The sequence below is a fragment of the Stenotrophomonas sp. 78350_Sma genome (genome assembly GCF_056482105.1).
The window spans coordinates 4,555,460-4,571,327 of record NZ_CM151182.1; the positions used below are offsets into that span (position 1 = coordinate 4,555,460).

15 protein-coding genes are annotated in these 15,868 nt (G+C 67.3%); 7 read left to right on the forward strand and 8 right to left on the reverse strand.

Annotated features, from left to right (window positions below):
* Nucleotides 1-130 precede the first annotated feature (130 nt).
* The 3 genes from ACZK4H_RS20965 to ACZK4H_RS20975 all read right to left on the reverse strand — a co-directional run bounded on the left by ACZK4H_RS20965 (nt 131) and on the right by ACZK4H_RS20975 (nt 3,761).
* Nucleotides 131-646, reverse strand: a complete 516-nt coding sequence (locus ACZK4H_RS20965) for a cytochrome c oxidase assembly factor Coa1 family protein (protein ID WP_099551714.1) — start codon at nt 644-646, stop codon at nt 131-133.
* Nucleotides 647-671: 25 nt separating this feature from the next.
* Nucleotides 672-2,897, reverse strand: coding sequence for a S9 family peptidase (locus ACZK4H_RS20970; RefSeq protein WP_099551715.1), 2,226 nt, complete (start codon nt 2,895-2,897; stop codon nt 672-674).
* Between the two features lie 174 nt (nt 2,898-3,071).
* A complete protein-coding gene (locus ACZK4H_RS20975; protein WP_099551716.1) occupies nt 3,072-3,761 on the reverse strand; it encodes a glutathione binding-like protein in 690 nt (229 codons plus the stop codon).
* A gap of 112 nt (nt 3,762-3,873) precedes the next feature.
* Here ACZK4H_RS20975 and ACZK4H_RS20980 point away from each other — a divergent pair, with 112 nt between their 5' ends.
* Nucleotides 3,874-4,494: a TIGR00645 family protein gene (locus ACZK4H_RS20980; RefSeq protein WP_099551717.1), complete on the forward strand. Its 621-nt coding sequence runs from the start codon at nt 3,874-3,876 to the stop codon at nt 4,492-4,494.
* A 200-nt stretch (nt 4,495-4,694) separates the two neighbouring features.
* Complete coding sequence (locus ACZK4H_RS20985; protein WP_099551718.1) at nt 4,695-5,699, forward strand: energy transducer TonB; 1,005 nt, start codon at nt 4,695-4,697, stop codon at nt 5,697-5,699.
* An 82-nt stretch (nt 5,700-5,781) separates the two neighbouring features.
* On the opposite strand, the gene ACZK4H_RS20990 is transcribed toward ACZK4H_RS20985, so the two are convergent.
* Nucleotides 5,782-6,036 (reverse strand): hypothetical protein, encoded by a 255-nt coding sequence (locus ACZK4H_RS20990; RefSeq protein WP_099551719.1) that lies wholly within the window; start codon nt 6,034-6,036, stop codon nt 5,782-5,784.
* 77 nt (nt 6,037-6,113) lie between these two features.
* Here ACZK4H_RS20990 and ACZK4H_RS20995 point away from each other — a divergent pair, with 77 nt between their 5' ends.
* Both ACZK4H_RS20995 and ACZK4H_RS21000 read left to right on the forward strand, forming a co-directional pair.
* The gene (locus ACZK4H_RS20995; protein ID WP_099551720.1) at nt 6,114-6,911 is read left to right on the forward strand and encodes an AraC family transcriptional regulator; all 798 of its coding nucleotides are present in this window, start codon (nt 6,114-6,116) and stop codon (nt 6,909-6,911) included.
* A gap of 100 nt (nt 6,912-7,011) precedes the next feature.
* Nucleotides 7,012-7,722, forward strand: coding sequence for a transposase (locus ACZK4H_RS21000; protein WP_099551721.1), 711 nt, complete (start codon nt 7,012-7,014; stop codon nt 7,720-7,722).
* A 23-nt stretch (nt 7,723-7,745) separates the two neighbouring features.
* Here the strand turns inward: ACZK4H_RS21000 and ACZK4H_RS21005 are convergent, their stop codons facing one another.
* The 4 genes from ACZK4H_RS21005 to ACZK4H_RS21020 all read right to left on the reverse strand — a co-directional run bounded on the left by ACZK4H_RS21005 (nt 7,746) and on the right by ACZK4H_RS21020 (nt 12,467).
* Nucleotides 7,746-8,930, reverse strand: coding sequence for an ABC transporter permease (locus ACZK4H_RS21005; protein ID WP_099551722.1), 1,185 nt, complete (start codon nt 8,928-8,930; stop codon nt 7,746-7,748).
* Nucleotides 8,927-9,673 (reverse strand): ABC transporter ATP-binding protein, encoded by a 747-nt coding sequence (locus ACZK4H_RS21010; RefSeq protein ID WP_099551723.1) that lies wholly within the window; start codon nt 9,671-9,673, stop codon nt 8,927-8,929. The genes ACZK4H_RS21005 and ACZK4H_RS21010 overlap by 4 nt, the downstream gene beginning before the upstream one ends.
* Nucleotides 9,670-11,196, reverse strand: coding sequence for an alpha/beta hydrolase (locus ACZK4H_RS21015; RefSeq protein ID WP_099551724.1), 1,527 nt, complete (start codon nt 11,194-11,196; stop codon nt 9,670-9,672). Before ACZK4H_RS21015 ends, ACZK4H_RS21010 begins: the two co-directional genes overlap by 4 nt.
* A 68-nt stretch (nt 11,197-11,264) precedes the next feature.
* Complete coding sequence (locus ACZK4H_RS21020; protein ID WP_099551725.1) at nt 11,265-12,467, reverse strand: GGDEF domain-containing protein; 1,203 nt, start codon at nt 12,465-12,467, stop codon at nt 11,265-11,267.
* 154 nt (nt 12,468-12,621) lie between these two features.
* Between ACZK4H_RS21020 and ACZK4H_RS21025 the strand changes: the two genes are divergently transcribed.
* The 3 genes from ACZK4H_RS21025 to ACZK4H_RS21035 all read left to right on the forward strand — a co-directional run bounded on the left by ACZK4H_RS21025 (nt 12,622) and on the right by ACZK4H_RS21035 (nt 15,843).
* The gene (locus tag ACZK4H_RS21025; RefSeq protein ID WP_099551726.1) at nt 12,622-13,107 is read left to right on the forward strand and encodes a DUF1203 domain-containing protein; all 486 of its coding nucleotides are present in this window, start codon (nt 12,622-12,624) and stop codon (nt 13,105-13,107) included.
* A gap of 233 nt (nt 13,108-13,340) precedes the next feature.
* Nucleotides 13,341-14,507, forward strand: coding sequence for a lytic polysaccharide monooxygenase (locus tag ACZK4H_RS21030; protein ID WP_099551727.1), 1,167 nt, complete (start codon nt 13,341-13,343; stop codon nt 14,505-14,507).
* A gap of 169 nt (nt 14,508-14,676) precedes the next feature.
* Nucleotides 14,677-15,843, forward strand: a complete 1,167-nt coding sequence (locus ACZK4H_RS21035; protein ID WP_099551728.1) for a lytic polysaccharide monooxygenase — start codon at nt 14,677-14,679, stop codon at nt 15,841-15,843.
* Nucleotides 15,844-15,868: the final 25 nt, after the last annotated feature.

A 15,868-nucleotide genomic window follows, 5' to 3' on the forward strand; every position in this document is an offset into this window, starting at 1 on the left:
CCTGCCGGGGGTAGAGTCGACTGCCAGTCGACCATCGCGCGCAGCGCGGGGGTTTTCGCCATCTGATCGAAGAGCGGTCGACCAACTGTGTAGACCCAGTCGACGTCCCGCAGTCGCCTGCCCTCGGAGGTCACAACGCGGCGGTCAGCGGGCATTCGCCGCGATCACGGCAGGCCTGCAGTTCGCATTCGTGTGCAGCCTCATCATCATCCAGCGCCGTCAGGTCGAAGGTCTGCTTGTCCTCGCCCAGCACGTACATCACCGGGTAGTCCCACACGTCATCGCGACGGGTGCCCTGCACGAACAACCGGCCATGCGCATGCGGTCCTTCCAGGGCCACGGTCAGGCCGACATCACGCTGGCCGTTGATCGCAGTCTGCATGCTGCCCAGCGGCATCGACTCGATATTCAGCGGCTCACCGAACGCTCCCACCAGGTCGATACTGCAACCCGCGCGCCGCAGCGCCTCGCGCATCGGCGGGCTCTCGCGTGCGGCCTCGCTCCAGCGCAGCACGCTCCAGGTCACCACGCCACCGGCCCCACCCAGCACCAGCACCACCATCAACGGCATCGCCCAGCGCCAGTGGCGGCACCACCAACCGGCGGATGCCGGGTCATGGGCGGGAATCGGCGGTGGCAGGGTCATCGGCGGGCTCCTTCCCGTTGCTGGATCAAGGCTTCAGGCAACGCCCCAGGAAGGCTTCGGCCACGCGGTAGCGATGCAGGGCATCGGCGCCGGACAGGCCATGCTTGGCACCCGGGTAGGTCATCAGCTCAAACGGCTGGGCACGCTTCTGCAACGCGCTCATCAGGCTGGTCGAGTTGGTGAACAGCACGTTGTCGTCGGCCATGCCGTGGATCAGCAGCAGCGGCGAACGCAGGCCGTCGATATGGGTCAGCACGCGCGCTTCGCGGTAGCCCGCTTCATTGCGCGCCGGCAGGTCCATGTAGCGTTCGGTGTAGTGGCTGTCGTACAGGCCCCAATCGGTCACCGGCGCACCGGCCACGCCACAGGCGTACTGGTTCGACGCCTTGGCCAGCAGCATCAGGGTCATGTAACCGCCGTTGGACCAGCCCTGGACGCCGATGCGCGCCGGATCCACCCACGGTTGCTGTTTCAGCCAGGTCACGCCACGCAGCTGGTCGGTCACTTCCACCGTGCCCTGCTTGCCGTACAGCGCACCGCCGAAATCACGACCGCGACGCGGGGTGCCACGGTTGTCCAGCGAGAACACCACGTAGCCCTGCTGGGCCAGGTACTGGTTGAACAGATGATCGCCACGGCCGGGCCAGCTGTTGGTAACGGTCTGGCTGGCCGGGCCACCGTAGACGTACACCGCCACCGGGTAGCGCCTGGACGGATCGAAACCGGCCGGCTTGATCAGGCTGTAGTTCAGCGGGGTCTTGCCATCGGCAGCCATCAACGTGCCGAACTCGACCGGGCGCTGCGCATCGCGGTAGCGCGCATACGGATGCTTGGGATCGGCCAGGTCGTTCTCGAGCAGGGTGGCGATCTTCTCGCCATTGGCGCGGAACAGTTCGATCTGCGGCGGCGTGCTGCTGTTGGACCAGCTGTCGACGTAGACGCTGGCGTTGCGCGCAAAGCTGGCGCTGTGCATGCCCGGCGCCTTCGACAGGCGCTGCGGCTCGCCGCCCTGCAGCGAAACCGCGTAGATCTGGCTTTCGCGCGAGCTCTCGATGCCGGCACGGAAGTAGGCCTTGCCGGCCTTCTCGTCGACCGCCAGCAGTTCGTCCACCGGCCAGTTGCCGTGGGTCAGCGCAGTGGCTTTGCCCTTGCTGTCGATGCGGTACAGGTGCTGGAAACCGGTGCGTTCGGACGACCACAGCACGCTGCCATCATCGAGGAAACGCAGGCTGTTGTGCAGCGGCACCCAGGTCGGGCTGGTTTCGTGGGCGAGCACGCGCTGGCGGTTGGAGTCGAGTGCCACTTCCACCAGGTCCAGCTGCTTCTGGTCACGCGACTGGCGCTGGAAGCTCAGGTGCTGAGCATCGCGCCAGTCCACGCGGGCCAGGTAGATGTCCTGTTCCTTGCCAAGATCGACCCAGCGCGGCTGCGCATCGGCAACCGGTGCGATCACGCCCAGCTGCACGCGCACGTTGGCATCGCCGGCGGCCGGGTAACGCTGTTCGATCACGTCAGTGCGGTCGGCATAGACCTCGTAGCGCTTCTGCACCGGTACCGGGGATTCGTCGATGCGGGCAAAGGCAATCGCCGAATCATCCGGCGCCCACCAGTAGCCGGTGTGGCGGTCCATTTCCTCGTCGGCGACGAACTCGGCCACGCCGTTGCCGATGGTGGTGCTGCCGTCGCGGGTCAGCTGCAGCTGCCTGCCGCTGGCCAGGTCGATCACCCACAGGTTGCGGCCGCGGATGAAGCTGACGAAGCCGCCCTTGGGCGACAGCTTGGCGTCGGTGGCGAAGCCTTCACCGTGGGTCAGCTGGCGCACGGCCGCCGCCCCCTGCTGCTTGAGGTCGTACAGGTAGAGTTCGCCGCCCAACGGGAACAGCAGGCGCTGCGCGTCCGGCGACCACTGGTAATCGACGATGCCGGTCATCGCAGCGATGCGCTGGCGCTCGCGGCGGGCCTTTTCCTCATCGCTGAGGGTCTCGGTGCCGGGCAGCACCACCTTGGAATCGACCAGCAGGCGGGTCTGGCCGCTGCCGATGTCGTAGGTCCACAGGTCCAGCTGGTTGCGGTCGCTGTCCTTGCCGCGCAGGAAACTGACCTGCGAACCATCGGGGGCGACCTTCGGCTTCATCAGGGTCGGGCCGGACAACGGCAACGGGCCGGTGATGGCTTCCAGGGTCAGCTTTTCAGCGTGGGCGGCGGTTGTGGTGGCGAGCATGAGGGCGAGCGAAGCGAACAGGTGGCGCATGGAGGATCCCGGCAAACGGCAGGTCCGCCCTGCGGCGGGCGCCGGGCGGTTGCCCCCATCCTAACCAAGCCCGTGCGGGAAGGCAGCATGACCTTCTGCCCATGAAGCGTGCCGACAAGGGTCGGCACCCACCACCGGTAGATCCACGCTATGCGTGGATGACGCCGTTCTGGGTCAGCGCTGGCCGAACAGGTGCTTGCGCTCCTCGTCGCTGAGCGGCTTGCCGGCGTTCGGGTTCACCTGCTGGCGCAGGGCATAGGCGCGCTGGGTGGCCGGGCGCGCGGCGATGGCCTCGTGCCAGCGCTTGAGGTTCGGGAAGGCGGCGAAGTCCACCGGCAGCTTGTCGTAGGCGCCGATCCACGGGTAGCTGGCCATGTCGGCGATGGTGTACTCGTCGCCGGCCAGGAAGGCATGCTCGGCCAGGCGCTTGTCCATCACCCCGTGCAAGCGGCGCACCTCGTTGTCGTAGCGCTCGATGGCATACGGGATCTTGTCCGGCGCATACACATTGAAGTGGCCCATCTGGCCGCTCATCGGGCCCAGGCCGGCCATCTGCCAGAACAGCCATTCCAGGGTGGTGACGCGGCCGCGGGGGTCGCTGGGCAGGAAGCGGCCGGTCTTCTCGGCCAGGTACAGCAGGATCGCGCCGGACTCGAACACGCTCTGCGGGGCGCCGCCATCGGCCGGGGCCTGGTCGACGATCGCCGGCATCTTGTTGTTCGGCGAAATGGCGAGGAATTCCGGCTTGAACTGGTCGCCCGAACCGATGTTGACCGGGTGGATGCGGTATTCCAGGCCTGCCTCTTCCAGCAGCAGGGTCACTTTGTGGCCGTTCGGGGTGGGCCAGTAATACAGGTCGATCATGGCGTCGGCTCGGGGTGCGGAAAGGAACCTGAAGTCTAGTGCGTGAGTTGGGTTGGCACCGTCATGGCGGGCCGGTAACCTCGCCTCTCCCCCGAAACGCAGCATCCCCCGCATGAGTGCAAACCGCCCGCCGCTCTCCCCGTTGTCCACGCTGATCTTCGCCTCGCGCTGGCTGCAGCTGCCGCTGTACCTGGGCCTGATCGTGGCGCAGTGCGTCTACGTGTTCCTGTTCGGCAAAGAACTGTGGCACCTGATCTCGCATTCCGCCTCGATGGGTGAACAGCAGATCATGCTGATCGTGCTGGGCCTGATCGACGTGGTGATGATCTCCAACCTGCTGGTGATGGTGATCGTCGGCGGCTATGAGACCTTCGTCTCGCGCCTGCGCCTGGAAGGCCACCCGGACCAGCCGGAATGGCTGAGCCACGTCAACGCCAGCGTGCTGAAGGTGAAGCTGGCGATGGCGATCATCGGCATTTCCTCGATCCACCTGCTGAAGACCTTCATCGCCAGTGGCGCGCTGAATGGCATCCCGCTGTGCACGCCGGAGCAGATGACTGTGGCCGCCGCCAACATCGGTGTCGCCCGCTGCTCGATGCTGACCCAGGAAGGCGTGCTGTGGCAGACCATCATCCACTGCGTGTTCATCCTGTCGGCGATCGGCATCGCCTGGACCGACAAGCTGATGTCCAACAGCCACAGCAAGTCGCACGACAAGGCGCACGACCACTGAGGTCGGCGCCGGCAACGGCCTGGTCGCCGTTGCCCTTCCCTGCCACCGCCCTTGTACGTGGCGGTGGCGGGGATGCTAGATTGCACCCTCGCCGTTGCCGGCGGTGGCGTCGGGAAACGTCACCCTGCCGCGCCCGGACCACAGGTCCCGGCCATGCGTATCAATGATTTACGTCACGTCGTCTTCTAGAGGGGAGCAGGATGTCGCACGTCTCAACGATCACCGCCGCGCGCCGGTGGCTGCCGATTGCCCTGGCACTGGCGCTGGCCGCCTGCTCGGGCAAGGAAGAAACGCCCGCACCGGCCCCCGCCGCCGCACCCACGTCCGCTGCTCCGGCCGCCCCGGTGGTCGCCGCCAAGGTGCAGTCGATGGGCACCGAGCAGCTGCGTGAGTCGGCCAGCCAGGCCCTGCGCGAGAACCGCATGTACGCGCCGGCCGGCGACAACGCCATCGAGTACTACCTCGCCCTGCGTGACAAGACCCCGGACGACGCCTCGGTGAAGAGCGCGCTGACCGACCTGCTGCCCTACACCCTGATCGCCGCCGAACAGCACCTGGGTCGCGAGGACTACACCGAGGCGCAGCGCCTGGTGGCACTGATCGAGAAGGTGGATGCGTCCGCGCCGGCGCTGCCGCGCCTGAAGGACGGCCTGGCCAAGGGCGTGCAGAACGCAGCCAAGCGCACCGAAGCGGAAGCCGAGAAGGCCAAGAAGGACGCCGAGGACCGCAGCAAGCAGCAGACCGAGCAGCAGCGCCTGAGCGAGCAGCGCGCCAAGGAAGCCGACGCCGCCAAGCAGATCGCCGCGCAGCAGGATGCCGCCCGCCGCGACAATGAGCGCCAGGAAGCCGAGCGCCAGGCCGCCGCCCGCCGCGAAGCCGAGCAGAAGCAGCAGCAGGCCGCCGCCCAGCAGGCCAGCGCCGCACGCCAGGCCGCCGCACCCGCAGCGCCCACCCTGCGCCCGGTCAGCACACCGGCGCCGCGCTATCCAGGCGAAGCGCTGCGCTCGGGAACCTCCGGCGAAGTGCTGGTGGAGATCACCGTCGGCACCGACGGCTCGGTGGTGAACGCTCGCGTGCTGCGCGCGACGCCGGGGCGCGTGTTCGATCGTGAAGCCCTGAACGCCGTGAAGCGCTGGCGCTTCGAGCCGGTCAGCGCGCCGGTGACCACCCGCCGTACTCTGGTGTTCGCGCCGGGCAACAACTGAACGAAAAAGGGGACGGAGGGGATTAAGTCGTTTCTGCCCCTGCAATGACGCCAAGGCCCGGCATGTCCGGGCCTTGTCCGTTTCAGGCCACTCCATCGATCAGGCGTTGCAGTGCCGGATCGCGCGCCGCCAGCACCTGGAACAGGCCCAGCGCGCGCAGGCCCGGCAGCAACGCACGCAGGTCGGCTTCAGCAGTGGCGCGTGTGGCAGGATCGCTGGCCGGATCCTGCCAGTCGCGGACGCTGGCCAGGAAAGCACCCACGCTGCCCTTGCGCACGGTGAGACCGTTCACCTGCACGTCGTTCTGATGGTCGGGAAGAATGTCCTGTGGCTGCATGGGGAAGCGCTCCGTTGAAGTGGGCTCCAGTGTCGGGGCCCGGACGCGACGTTTCTGCCGTATAACTGCCAATCGATATGACAGATCAGACAACCACCGCATTGCTCGACCCCGCGTTGGCCGATGCCTCCGACGGACCGGTGGTGCTGGCGGCCCGGCTGCGCCAGCGCGGTGTGCGTCGCACGGGCCGCCACCGGCATGCGCGTGGGCAGCTACTGGGTGCGCACCAGGGGCTGCTGCGGATCGCCGCCGACGACCTGCACTGGCTGCTGCCTGCAGGTCACGTCGCCTGGATACCGCCCTTGCTGCCCCACGCGCTGCTGGGCGCAGACGGGTTCAATGGCTGGAGCCTGTACTTCAACGCCGAGGCCTGCCTGGGTCTGCCCGCCACACCACGCATCTTCCAGCCAGATGCGCTGCTGCAGGCGGCGGCAGCACGTGCGCTGCAATGGCCCCATCGGCCGCTGGATGCTGCACAGGCACGACTGGCCGGTGTGATCGCCGATGAGATCGCCAGCAGTACGCCATTGCCATTGGCCCTGCCACAACCGCGCGACCGCCGCCTGCGCCGGATCGCCGCCGCGCTGGCTCGCGCGCCGCACGACAACCGCAGCGTCGACGACTGGGCCGCGAGCAGCGGCCTGTCCAGCCGCAGCCTGGCCCGCCACTGGCTGGCCGAGACCGGCATGACGCTGGGCCAATGGCGGCAACGACTGCGCGTGCTGCTGGCGCTGCCACGCCTGCTGTCCGGCGAGCCGGTGATCAGCGTCGCGCTGTCGATGGGCTACGACACGCCCAGTGCCTTCATCGCAGTGTTCAAGCGCGAGATGGGCGTGACGCCTGCGCGCTACGGAAAAGGGGACGGAGGGGATTAAGTCGCTTCTGCCCCGCCCTACACACGCTGACGGCTTCGCCTGATGTCTTCTGCGGTGGTGGTAGCTGCACGCTGGAGACCCGCTACAGACCAGAGTGCCCATGCCTCGACAAGCGCGCCTGATGCTGGCAGGCCAGCCTTATCACGTAACCCAGCGCGGTGTGAACAAGGGGGCCATCTTCGTTGACGACATCGACCGTCAGCTCTTCCTTCGTTTGTTGCACGGCGCCTTCATGAAGCATCGCGTCGCGCTGCACGCGTACGTACTGATGGGCAATCACATCCATCTTTTGGCGACACCTTCCACCCACCAGGGCTTGGCAGACGCCATGCGCATGCAGGGGAACAATTACGTGCAGGCGTTCAACCAGCGCCATGAACGCAGCGGCCCCCTCTGGCAAGGGCGTTTTCATTCATCGATGGTCGACAGCGATGCCTACCTTCTCAGCGTATACCGCTACATTGAACGCAATCCCGTTCGTGCCGGAATTGCCGTTGCCGCCGAAGACCATCCATGGTCCAGCGTGCACGGCAACCTGCAGCGCCGCGATGATCCATTGCTGACGCCGCATCCTGCATTCCAGTCACTGGCGCCAACCCAACACCGCAGGGCAACGCTGTATGCGGAGTTCCTCAAGGACGCAGATGCCTCGGCAGACGTGCCAGTGATCCGCGCCCACAGCGCCAGACAGCGGCCTCTGGGAGACACCGCATTCCTGCGGATGGTGGAAGAAACGCTGGGGCGTTCCGTGGAGCTGCGCAGGCCGGGGCAGCCTCGAAAGAAGGGGACAGGAGAGGCAGAAACGACTTAATCCCCTCCGTCCCCTTTTTCTGGTCAGCCGGAGATGGCCAGGCGCTCGTTGTGGTAACGACGCACGGCGGCGAACCACAGCACGGCGGCCAGGCCGAGGCTGGCGCCAAGGTAGATCGTCCACACCGAGGGGGTGATGGTCTCGTGGCGGATCACCTTCAGCAGCATCTGGTTCTGCGACAGGAACGGCACCGCGTACTGCCACGGTTGGCTCTTCACCGGGTAGGCGATCAGCGCATAGCCGGGCAGCATCGGCAGCAGCATCAGCCAGGTCATGTGGCTCTGCGCTTCCTTCATGCTCTTGGCCGCGGCCGACAGGAAGGTCAGCAGCGAGGTGCCGATCATCAGCATCGGCAACATCACCAGCAGCATCTGCAGCATCGAACTGACGTTCATGTTGAACTGGCGGCCGATGTTGCCGGGCGCGATCTGTGCGCTCACCTTGAACGCCACCAGGGTCAGCAGCAGCGACACGAACCCGACCACGCAGGCGGCCGCGATCTTGCCGCTGACAATGGCGCTGCGCGAGCCCGGTGTGGCCAGCAACGGCTCCAGTGACTGTCGCTCACGCTCGCCGGCGGTGGCGTCCATCACCAGATAGGCACCGCCGATGAACGAGGTCAGCGTGAGCAGTACCGGCAGCAGCATCGACAGGATCATGCCGCGCTTGGCCTCGGCACTGGCCAGGTCCTGGCGCGCCACGTCCAGCGGCCGTGCGACCTGCGCGTCGATGCCACGCGCCATCAGGCGCAGCGCACCGACCTGGCCGTTGTAGGTCGCCAGTGCCGCCTCCAGGCGCGCGCTGGGTACTTCTGCGGCGCGACGGGTACTGTCCTTGATCACCTCCACCAGCGCCGGCTTGCCATCGGCCCAGTCCTTGCCGAAGTCATCGCTGATGCGCAGCGCCACGTCGATCTCCTGGCTGCGGATGGCCTCGGCCAGGTCCTTCGGTGCCGGAGCGGTGTTCAGCCCCTGCGCGGCGAGGAAACGCACCAGATTGGGGGCGTTGTCCGCACCGATGGTCGGAATCTGCAGCGGTTGTTCGATCTGGGTGCGCACCCGGCTCTCAGCCAGCTTTCCCATGCCCAGCAGCAGCACCGGGTACAGCAGCGGCCCGAACAGCAGGGTCAACAGCAGCGTGCGGCGATCACGGGAAAGATCACGCAGCTCCTTGCGCATCACCGTCATCAGGGTCGACATCATGCTCATGCGTGCAGGCCCTCTTCGCTGCCGATCAGTTTCACGAACGCATCTTCCAGGTTGGATTCGCCGGCCTGCGTACGCAGTTCATCGGCGCTGCCGGCGGCCATCACCGTGCCCTTGGCGATGATCACGATGTGATCGCACAGCGCACCCACCTCCTGCATGATGTGACTGGACAGGATCACGCAGCGGCCTTCCTCGCGCAGCCCCAGCAGGAACCGGCGCAGCGCGCGGGTGGTCATCACGTCCAGGCCGTTGGTGGGTTCATCGAGGATGACGTTGCGCGGGTCGTGTACCAGCGCGCGGGCAATCGCGGTCTTGGTGCGCTGGCCCTGCGAGAAGCCATCGGTCTGGCGATCAAGGATGTCGCCCATGTCCAGGGCATGCGACAGCACCTCGATGCGTTCGCGGATGTGCTGGGCCGAGAGGCCATGCAGTTCGCCGAAGTAGGCGATGTTCTCGCGCGCGGTCAGGCGCTTGTACACGCCACGCGCATCGGGCAGCACCCCCAGGTGGCGGCGTACCTCCACCGGGTTGCGCGCTGCATCGATGCCATCGACGCTGATGCTGCCCTGGTCGGGCGTCATCAGCGTGTACAGCATGCGCATGGTGGTGGTCTTGCCGGCACCATTGGGGCCCAGCAGGCCGGTGATGCGGCCATCCTCGGCGCGGAAGCCGACGTTGGCGACCGCCTGAATGCGGCCCGTACGGGTGTCGAAAGCCTTGTGCAGGTTGTCGGCGACGATCATGGTTCCCATCCGTTGAACGAGGTGAACGCCGGCACATAGCTCAGCGTGTCCAGGCAGCCGGCATCCAGCGCCTTGGCATCGGTCGTGTCGATGAACTGGCCAAGCAGGCGCGGCATGCAACCAGCCGCCAGCGTGCCGTGGCCCTGGCCGCGTGCGACCAGCGTGCGTCCATTGGGCAGGCCCTTGAGGACCTGCTCGGCATAGCGCGGCGGCGTCACCGGGTCCAGCTCACCGGACAGCAGCAGCGCCGGTACGTCACTGCGCAGCGGCACGGCATTGGCTGCCGGTGCCGGCCGGTGCGGCCAAACCGGGCAGGCGGCGAAGAAGGCACTGGCCACGTCGTTGCCGAACAGGCGCTCGGGATCCTCGGCCGGCGCCTGGTAGCGCGGCGCATCTTCGCTGCAGATCACCGACCACTGCATGCCACGGTTGATCTGGAAATCCATGCTGCGGTTCGCACCGCGTGCCAGCGACGCCAGCGGTGCGTAGCGGCCGTGCGCGGCTTCATCGAGAACCAGCGGCAGCAGCGAGGAATACTGCGGCACATAGGAGAAGGCGAACGCCAGGCCGATCACGCTGTCCGGACTCAGCACATCCTGCCGGGTCTGGTTGGTGCCGGGGTCGCGATACTCCACTGAGACCGGGGCGCGGCGCAGGGTCTCGACCACGCTGCGCAGCTGCGCACGGGTGTCGGTCGGGAAGCGCTTGCTGCAGGCGGCATCCTTGCGGCACTGCGCCGACTGCAGGGCGATCGCATCCTCGAACGTGGTGGCGAAATCGCCGCCCACCACCAGCTCGTTCGGCACCACGCCATCGATGACGATGCTGCGCGTGTGCTGTGGATAGGCACCGGCATAGCGTTGGGCCACGCGGGTACCGTAGGAGCCGCCGACCAGGTTGATGCGCTCGACGCCCAGCGCCTGACGCACCGCATCCAGATCAGCAATCGCCTCGCTGGTGGTGTAGAAGCGCGCATCGGCACGCCCCTGCAGCGAGGCGGCGCAGCGCTCGGCGTAATCGCGCAGCGAGGCTTCCGTGGGTGCGGCATCCTCGTCCATGGCCAGCTCCTTGCCATCCGCGCCAAGGCAGTTGAGGGGGTTGGAGCCGCCGGTACCGCGCTGGTCGACGAGGAAGATGTCGCGCTGCTTGCGCACCTGGCGCAGCGCGGTATCGACGATGACCGCCACTTCGCTGGCGGCCTGGCCGGGGCCACCGGCCAGGAAGAACACCGGGTCGGGCTGGCTGGAGCCGCTGCTGCCCGATTCCAGCCAGGCGATGCGCAGGCCGATGCGTCGGCCTTCGGGCTGGGCCCGGTCCTCCGGTACCTGCAGGGTGGCGCACTGCGCTTCCACGTTGGCGCTGGCGCCCTCAGTGGACAGCGTGCAGGGCTGGAAGTCGATCGTGCCGAAGCGGCGACTGGGACCATCACTGGCGCCTTCGGCGCCGGGTGACGGTGACTGGCTGCAACCGGCAAGCATCAGGCTGGCCAGCATTCCGGCCAGCGCGAGGTGGTGTCTTTGCATCGTGCTCGTTTCCCCTGGAGGACGTTCCTGGCAACCACGACGGGCTGCCGCGGAAGATGTGACCCAACTTACACGGGCAGCGCGTCGGCGGCGATGGGCAGAGGCGGATTCCCGGCCGGGACGGCGCAGGCCAGGCGATCGCGGCCCTCGGCCTTGGCCCGGTACAGCGCCGCATCGGCCGCCGCCAGCAGCGTGGACAGGTCGCCTTGGCCTTCGTCCATCGCCAGACCGATGCTGGCGGTGACCGTCACCGGTCCGGTGGCCAGGCGCGCCGGGCACCGCTGCAGAGCGGCACGGATCGCTGCGGCCCCTGCCATTGCATCGCCCTGCGTGCTGCCGGCCATCACCAGCACGAACTCCTCACCACCGTAACGGCCCAGCAGGGCGTCGTGGCCCGGTGCACAGCGCTGCAGCAGCGCTGCGAAATGGCGCAGTACCTGGTCACCTGCCAGATGGCCCCAGCGGTCATTGATCTGCTTGAAGTGATCGACATCCACCAGCAGCAGCGCCAGCGGCCGGCCCTGCCGGCGCAGCCGCTGCAACTGCGCCTGACCATCGGCCAGCACCGCGCTGCGGTTGAGCAGCCCGGTCAGGCCATCGGTGCGCGCCGCACGCCGCAGATCGACCAGCATGCGTTCGACCAGCAGCAGCACCATCGCAAAGCACCGCGCCAGTTCCAGCATCACACCGGCAATGTAGGTGACGAACATCGGCGAACCGGTGCGCATGATGTCCTCACCGGCATCGGGTGCCACTGGCAGGAACAGGCGCACCGCGTACAGGGCCGCCTCGGCCAGGAACACTGCCGCCGCCAGGCGGCAGCTGGTGCGCTGCTGCACGGGGGCATGCCGCAGCAGCAGCCAGGCGATCCAGCCATCGACAACCAGCGCGAACACGCTGAACACCTGCAGGCGCACGCCCAGGTTTGGCCATGGCACCAGGAAGGCAAAGATGCAGGCCATGAACGCGGCCGCCATCAACAACGGCCGCCACAGCGGCAACGGCTGCTCCAGGTGCAGCGCCACGCCGCGCAGCATCATCAGCGCGCACCCGGCCATCGCTGCATTGCCGGCCAGCACCGCCGGCGCCAGTGGCAGATAGGGACGCAGCGCCAGCAGGGTCACGCCCAGGGTGAGCAGCCACAGGCTGGCGGTCCACTGGCGCAGCACCGGCTGCCCGCGCAGCACGACCAGCAGCAGCGAGAACCCCACGGCAATGCCGATGCAGAGCAGGAAGCCAAGCACGGTGATGGTGCGGAAATCCAGTGACATGCAGCGCTCGTCGGCCGGGGCGGCGCGCGCATCTTAGCGCCTTGCAGCGCGATTCCCGCGGCGTTCCTCGGCTCGAGGGTGATGCGGGGTCTGAAAACGGCGAGCATGGCGGCCGGCGCATGCGCAGAATCCGCGGGAAACCAAGGAGACGCCCATGCATGCGTGGTACCTCGGTGGCATCGACCACCGCCCCTTCCTGCCCCTGTTCGAGATGAGTGACATCGCGCTCGCTGCGCTGGGAATCCAGCGTCGCTGGGCAGGTGATTCGGGAGGACACCCCTGCCGGATCAGCCTGAGCGATCCTCCCCGCGGCAGCGAACTGCTCCTGCTGTCCCATGTGCACCTGCCGCTGCACTCGCCCTATCGCGCCTCCGGCCCGATCTTCGTGCAGCGCGGCGTGATCCGTTGCGTACTGCCCGCCGGGCAGGTGCCACCTTATGTGCAGCGCCGCCTGATCTCGCTGCGCGCCTATGACGCAGCGGCGCTGATGCGCAGTGCGCAGGTCTGCGCCGGCACCGAGGTCGCCACGCAGCTGGACACGATCTTCGCCGATCCAGCGGTGGCCTTTGTCCAGCTGCACAACGCGGCACACGGCTGTTTCTCATGCCAGGCAGATCGGGTTGGCATCAACGCCACGTAATGCCACCTCCATGACGTGATCGACGGCACGCCGATCACGTGACCATTGGCGCATCCGTTCAGCACCACGTGAAGCCTGCGGGAAGGGCTTCACATGCACAGTCACGGATCGGCACTTCCATGGTTCCGCCGCCCGCACCACGACTCGATACTCGCTGTGGTGCCGCCGCAAGTCCGCTGCGCAGCGCAACTCCTGCGGTCACCGTTCCCTTTCGACGACCACAAGGATGCGCCATGTCATTCCGATCCACACCGTTGCTGCTGGCCACCACGTTCGCCGCCGCAGGCCTGAGCCTGGCCGGCACTGCGGCCGCCCACGGCACCATGACCACGCCGGTCAGCCGCGTCTACGCCTGCTTCCAGGGCAATCCCGAGAACCCGACCAATCCGGCCTGTGCCGCCGCCAAGGCGATCGGCGGCTCGCAGGCGTTCTACGACTGGAATGGCATCAACCAGGCCAACGCCAATGGCAACCACCAGGCGGTGGTGCCCGATGGCAAGCTGTGCAGCGGCAACAACCCGACCTTCCGCGGCCTGGACGTGGACCGCAGTGACTGGCAGACCACGCCGATCCAGCCCGACGCGAATGGCAGGTTCACTTTCGTGTTCAAGGCCACCGCGCCGCATGCCACGCGTGACTGGCGCTTCTTCGTCACCCGCGAAGGTTGGCAACCGGGCAGCCCCTTGCGCTGGGCCGACCTGCAGGAATTCTGCACACTGGGCAATACGCCGCTGTCGGCCGATGGCACCTACAAGCTGCAGTGCACGCTGCCGCAGCGCAGCGGCCAGCACGTGATCTACAACACCTGGCAGCGCTCGGATTCGACCGAAGCGTTCTACACCTGCATGGACGTGCGCTTCCAGGGCGGTGGCACCACGCCGGCACCGCAGTGGCAGGATGCCGGCCCGGTCACCGCGCGCGGCGAGTTGCCGGTGGGAACTACACTGGCGCTGCGCGTGTTCAATGCAAACGGCAATGACGTGGAACGCGTTGAGGCCACGCTGGCCGGCGGCCAGACGGCGGCCGCGCAGTGGCCGTTGGTGCTTGCCCGCAAGGTCAATGGCAGTGCCCAGCACGCGCGCGTGGGCGTGCTCGCCAATGGCGTGATCACGCCGACCGCCTCGGCCACCGACAACCGCGTGTACCTGAAGGATGGCAACCGCTTCCAGCTCGACACGAAGGTGCCGGACCCGGGCACGCCGTCGCCGGGCGGTGATTTCGACCATGTGTACCCCGCCGGTATCGGCAGCTACGTGCCGGGCCAGACCGTGGTGAAGGGCACCGACGGCAAGCTGTACGCCTGCCGCCCGTTCCCGGAGGGTGCCTGGTGCAACGTCAATGCCGAGGCATACCGGCCGGGCGTGGGTGCCGCCTGGCGGGATGCGTGGATCGCGTACTGATCATACGGTCGAGAGGCGGTGCCACTGCATCGCCTCTCGCCTGCAGGAAGTGGGTACGACTGCGCAGAAGCAATTTCGCGGCCGCGAGTTTCGTACTGTTCCTATGGTGATCGTCAGTTCGCATGTGAAGACTCCTCCCGGCAGTTCCACCCTTCCAGAGGAGATCTCCATGCATCTGTCCCATCGGGCCGCGCTCGCGCTGTCCGCCATCGCTGGCCTGGCCCTGTCCGGCGGCGCCTTCGCCCACGGCACCATGTCCAAGCCGCTCAGCCGCGTGAAGCAGTGCTACGAGGGCAACCCGGAGAACCCGACCAACCCGGCCTGCGCTGCGGCCAAGGCCATTGGTGGCGCGCAGCCGTTCTATGACTGGAACGGCGTCAACCAGGCGGCCGCGCACGGCAACCATCAGGCCGTCGTTCCGGATGGCCAGTTGTGCAGTGGTGGCAACAGCAAGTTCCGCGGCCTCGACCTGAACCGCAGCGACTGGCCGACCTCGCCGATCCGCGCCGATGCACGCGGCCGGTACACCTTTGAATTCCTTGCACCGGCACCGCACGCCACCCGCGAGTGGAAGTTCTACGTCACCCGTGACGGCTGGAAGGCCAGCGCCGGTCTGCGCTGGTCGGACCTGGAAGCGTTCTGCACGCTGGGCAACGTGCCGCTGTCCGAGGGCGGTGTCTACAAGCTGGACTGCCCGCTGCCCAAGCGCAGCGGCCAGCACATCATCTACAACACCTGGCAGCGCTCGGATTCGGGTGAAGCCTTCTACACCTGTGTGGACGTGCGCTTCGAAGACGGTGATGGCGTCACCCCGCCGCCGCAATGGCAGGATGCCGGCCCGGTCACCGCGCGCGGTGCACTGGAAGCAGGCACCAAGGTGACCCTGCGCGTGTTCAACGCCAACGGCAACGATCTGGAACGTCCGGAAATCACCCTGGCCGCCGGCCAGACTGCTGCAGACCAGTGGCCGCTGGCGCTGGCGCGCAAGGTCAACGGCAGCGCCCAGCACGCCCGGGTGGGTGTAATGAGGAACGGCGTCATCACGCCGGTGGCGTCGGCGACCGGGAACCGTGTCTATCTCAAGCCGGGCAACCGCTTCGAACTGGAAACCCGGATTCCGGGGCCGGGCCCGATCGATCCGCCGGGCGGCGACTACGATTTCGTGTACCCGGCCGGTATCGGCAGCTACAAGCCTGGCGAGACCGTGGTGAAGGGCACCGATGGCACGCTGTACGCCTGCCGCCCGTTCCCGGAAGGCGCCTGGTGCAACATCAATGCCGATGCCTACCGCCCGGGCACCGGGTTCGCCTGGCGGGATGCCTGGATCGCGTACTGAGGCAGGCACCGGGGGCGGCATGACG

Coding starts and splice junctions, on each gene's coding strand:
- ACZK4H_RS20965 (WP_099551714.1), bottom strand. CDS start 646: ATGACCCTGCCACCGCCGATTCCCGCCCATGACCCGGCATCCGCCGGT.
- ACZK4H_RS20970 (WP_099551715.1), bottom strand. CDS start 2,897: ATGCGCCACCTGTTCGCTTCGCTCGCCCTCATGCTCGCCACCACAACC.
- ACZK4H_RS20975 (WP_099551716.1), bottom strand. CDS start 3,761: ATGATCGACCTGTATTACTGGCCCACCCCGAACGGCCACAAAGTGACC.
- ACZK4H_RS20980 (WP_099551717.1), top strand. CDS start 3,874: ATGAGTGCAAACCGCCCGCCGCTCTCCCCGTTGTCCACGCTGATCTTC.
- ACZK4H_RS20985 (WP_099551718.1), top strand. CDS start 4,695: ATGTCGCACGTCTCAACGATCACCGCCGCGCGCCGGTGGCTGCCGATT.
- ACZK4H_RS20990 (WP_099551719.1), bottom strand. CDS start 6,036: ATGCAGCCACAGGACATTCTTCCCGACCATCAGAACGACGTGCAGGTG.
- ACZK4H_RS20995 (WP_099551720.1), top strand. CDS start 6,114: ATGACAGATCAGACAACCACCGCATTGCTCGACCCCGCGTTGGCCGAT.
- ACZK4H_RS21000 (WP_099551721.1), top strand. CDS start 7,012: ATGCCTCGACAAGCGCGCCTGATGCTGGCAGGCCAGCCTTATCACGTA.
- ACZK4H_RS21005 (WP_099551722.1), bottom strand. CDS start 8,930: ATGAGCATGATGTCGACCCTGATGACGGTGATGCGCAAGGAGCTGCGT.
- ACZK4H_RS21010 (WP_099551723.1), bottom strand. CDS start 9,673: ATGATCGTCGCCGACAACCTGCACAAGGCTTTCGACACCCGTACGGGC.
- ACZK4H_RS21015 (WP_099551724.1), bottom strand. CDS start 11,196: ATGCAAAGACACCACCTCGCGCTGGCCGGAATGCTGGCCAGCCTGATG.
- ACZK4H_RS21020 (WP_099551725.1), bottom strand. CDS start 12,467: ATGTCACTGGATTTCCGCACCATCACCGTGCTTGGCTTCCTGCTCTGC.
- ACZK4H_RS21025 (WP_099551726.1), top strand. CDS start 12,622: ATGCATGCGTGGTACCTCGGTGGCATCGACCACCGCCCCTTCCTGCCC.
- ACZK4H_RS21030 (WP_099551727.1), top strand. CDS start 13,341: ATGTCATTCCGATCCACACCGTTGCTGCTGGCCACCACGTTCGCCGCC.
- ACZK4H_RS21035 (WP_099551728.1), top strand. CDS start 14,677: ATGCATCTGTCCCATCGGGCCGCGCTCGCGCTGTCCGCCATCGCTGGC.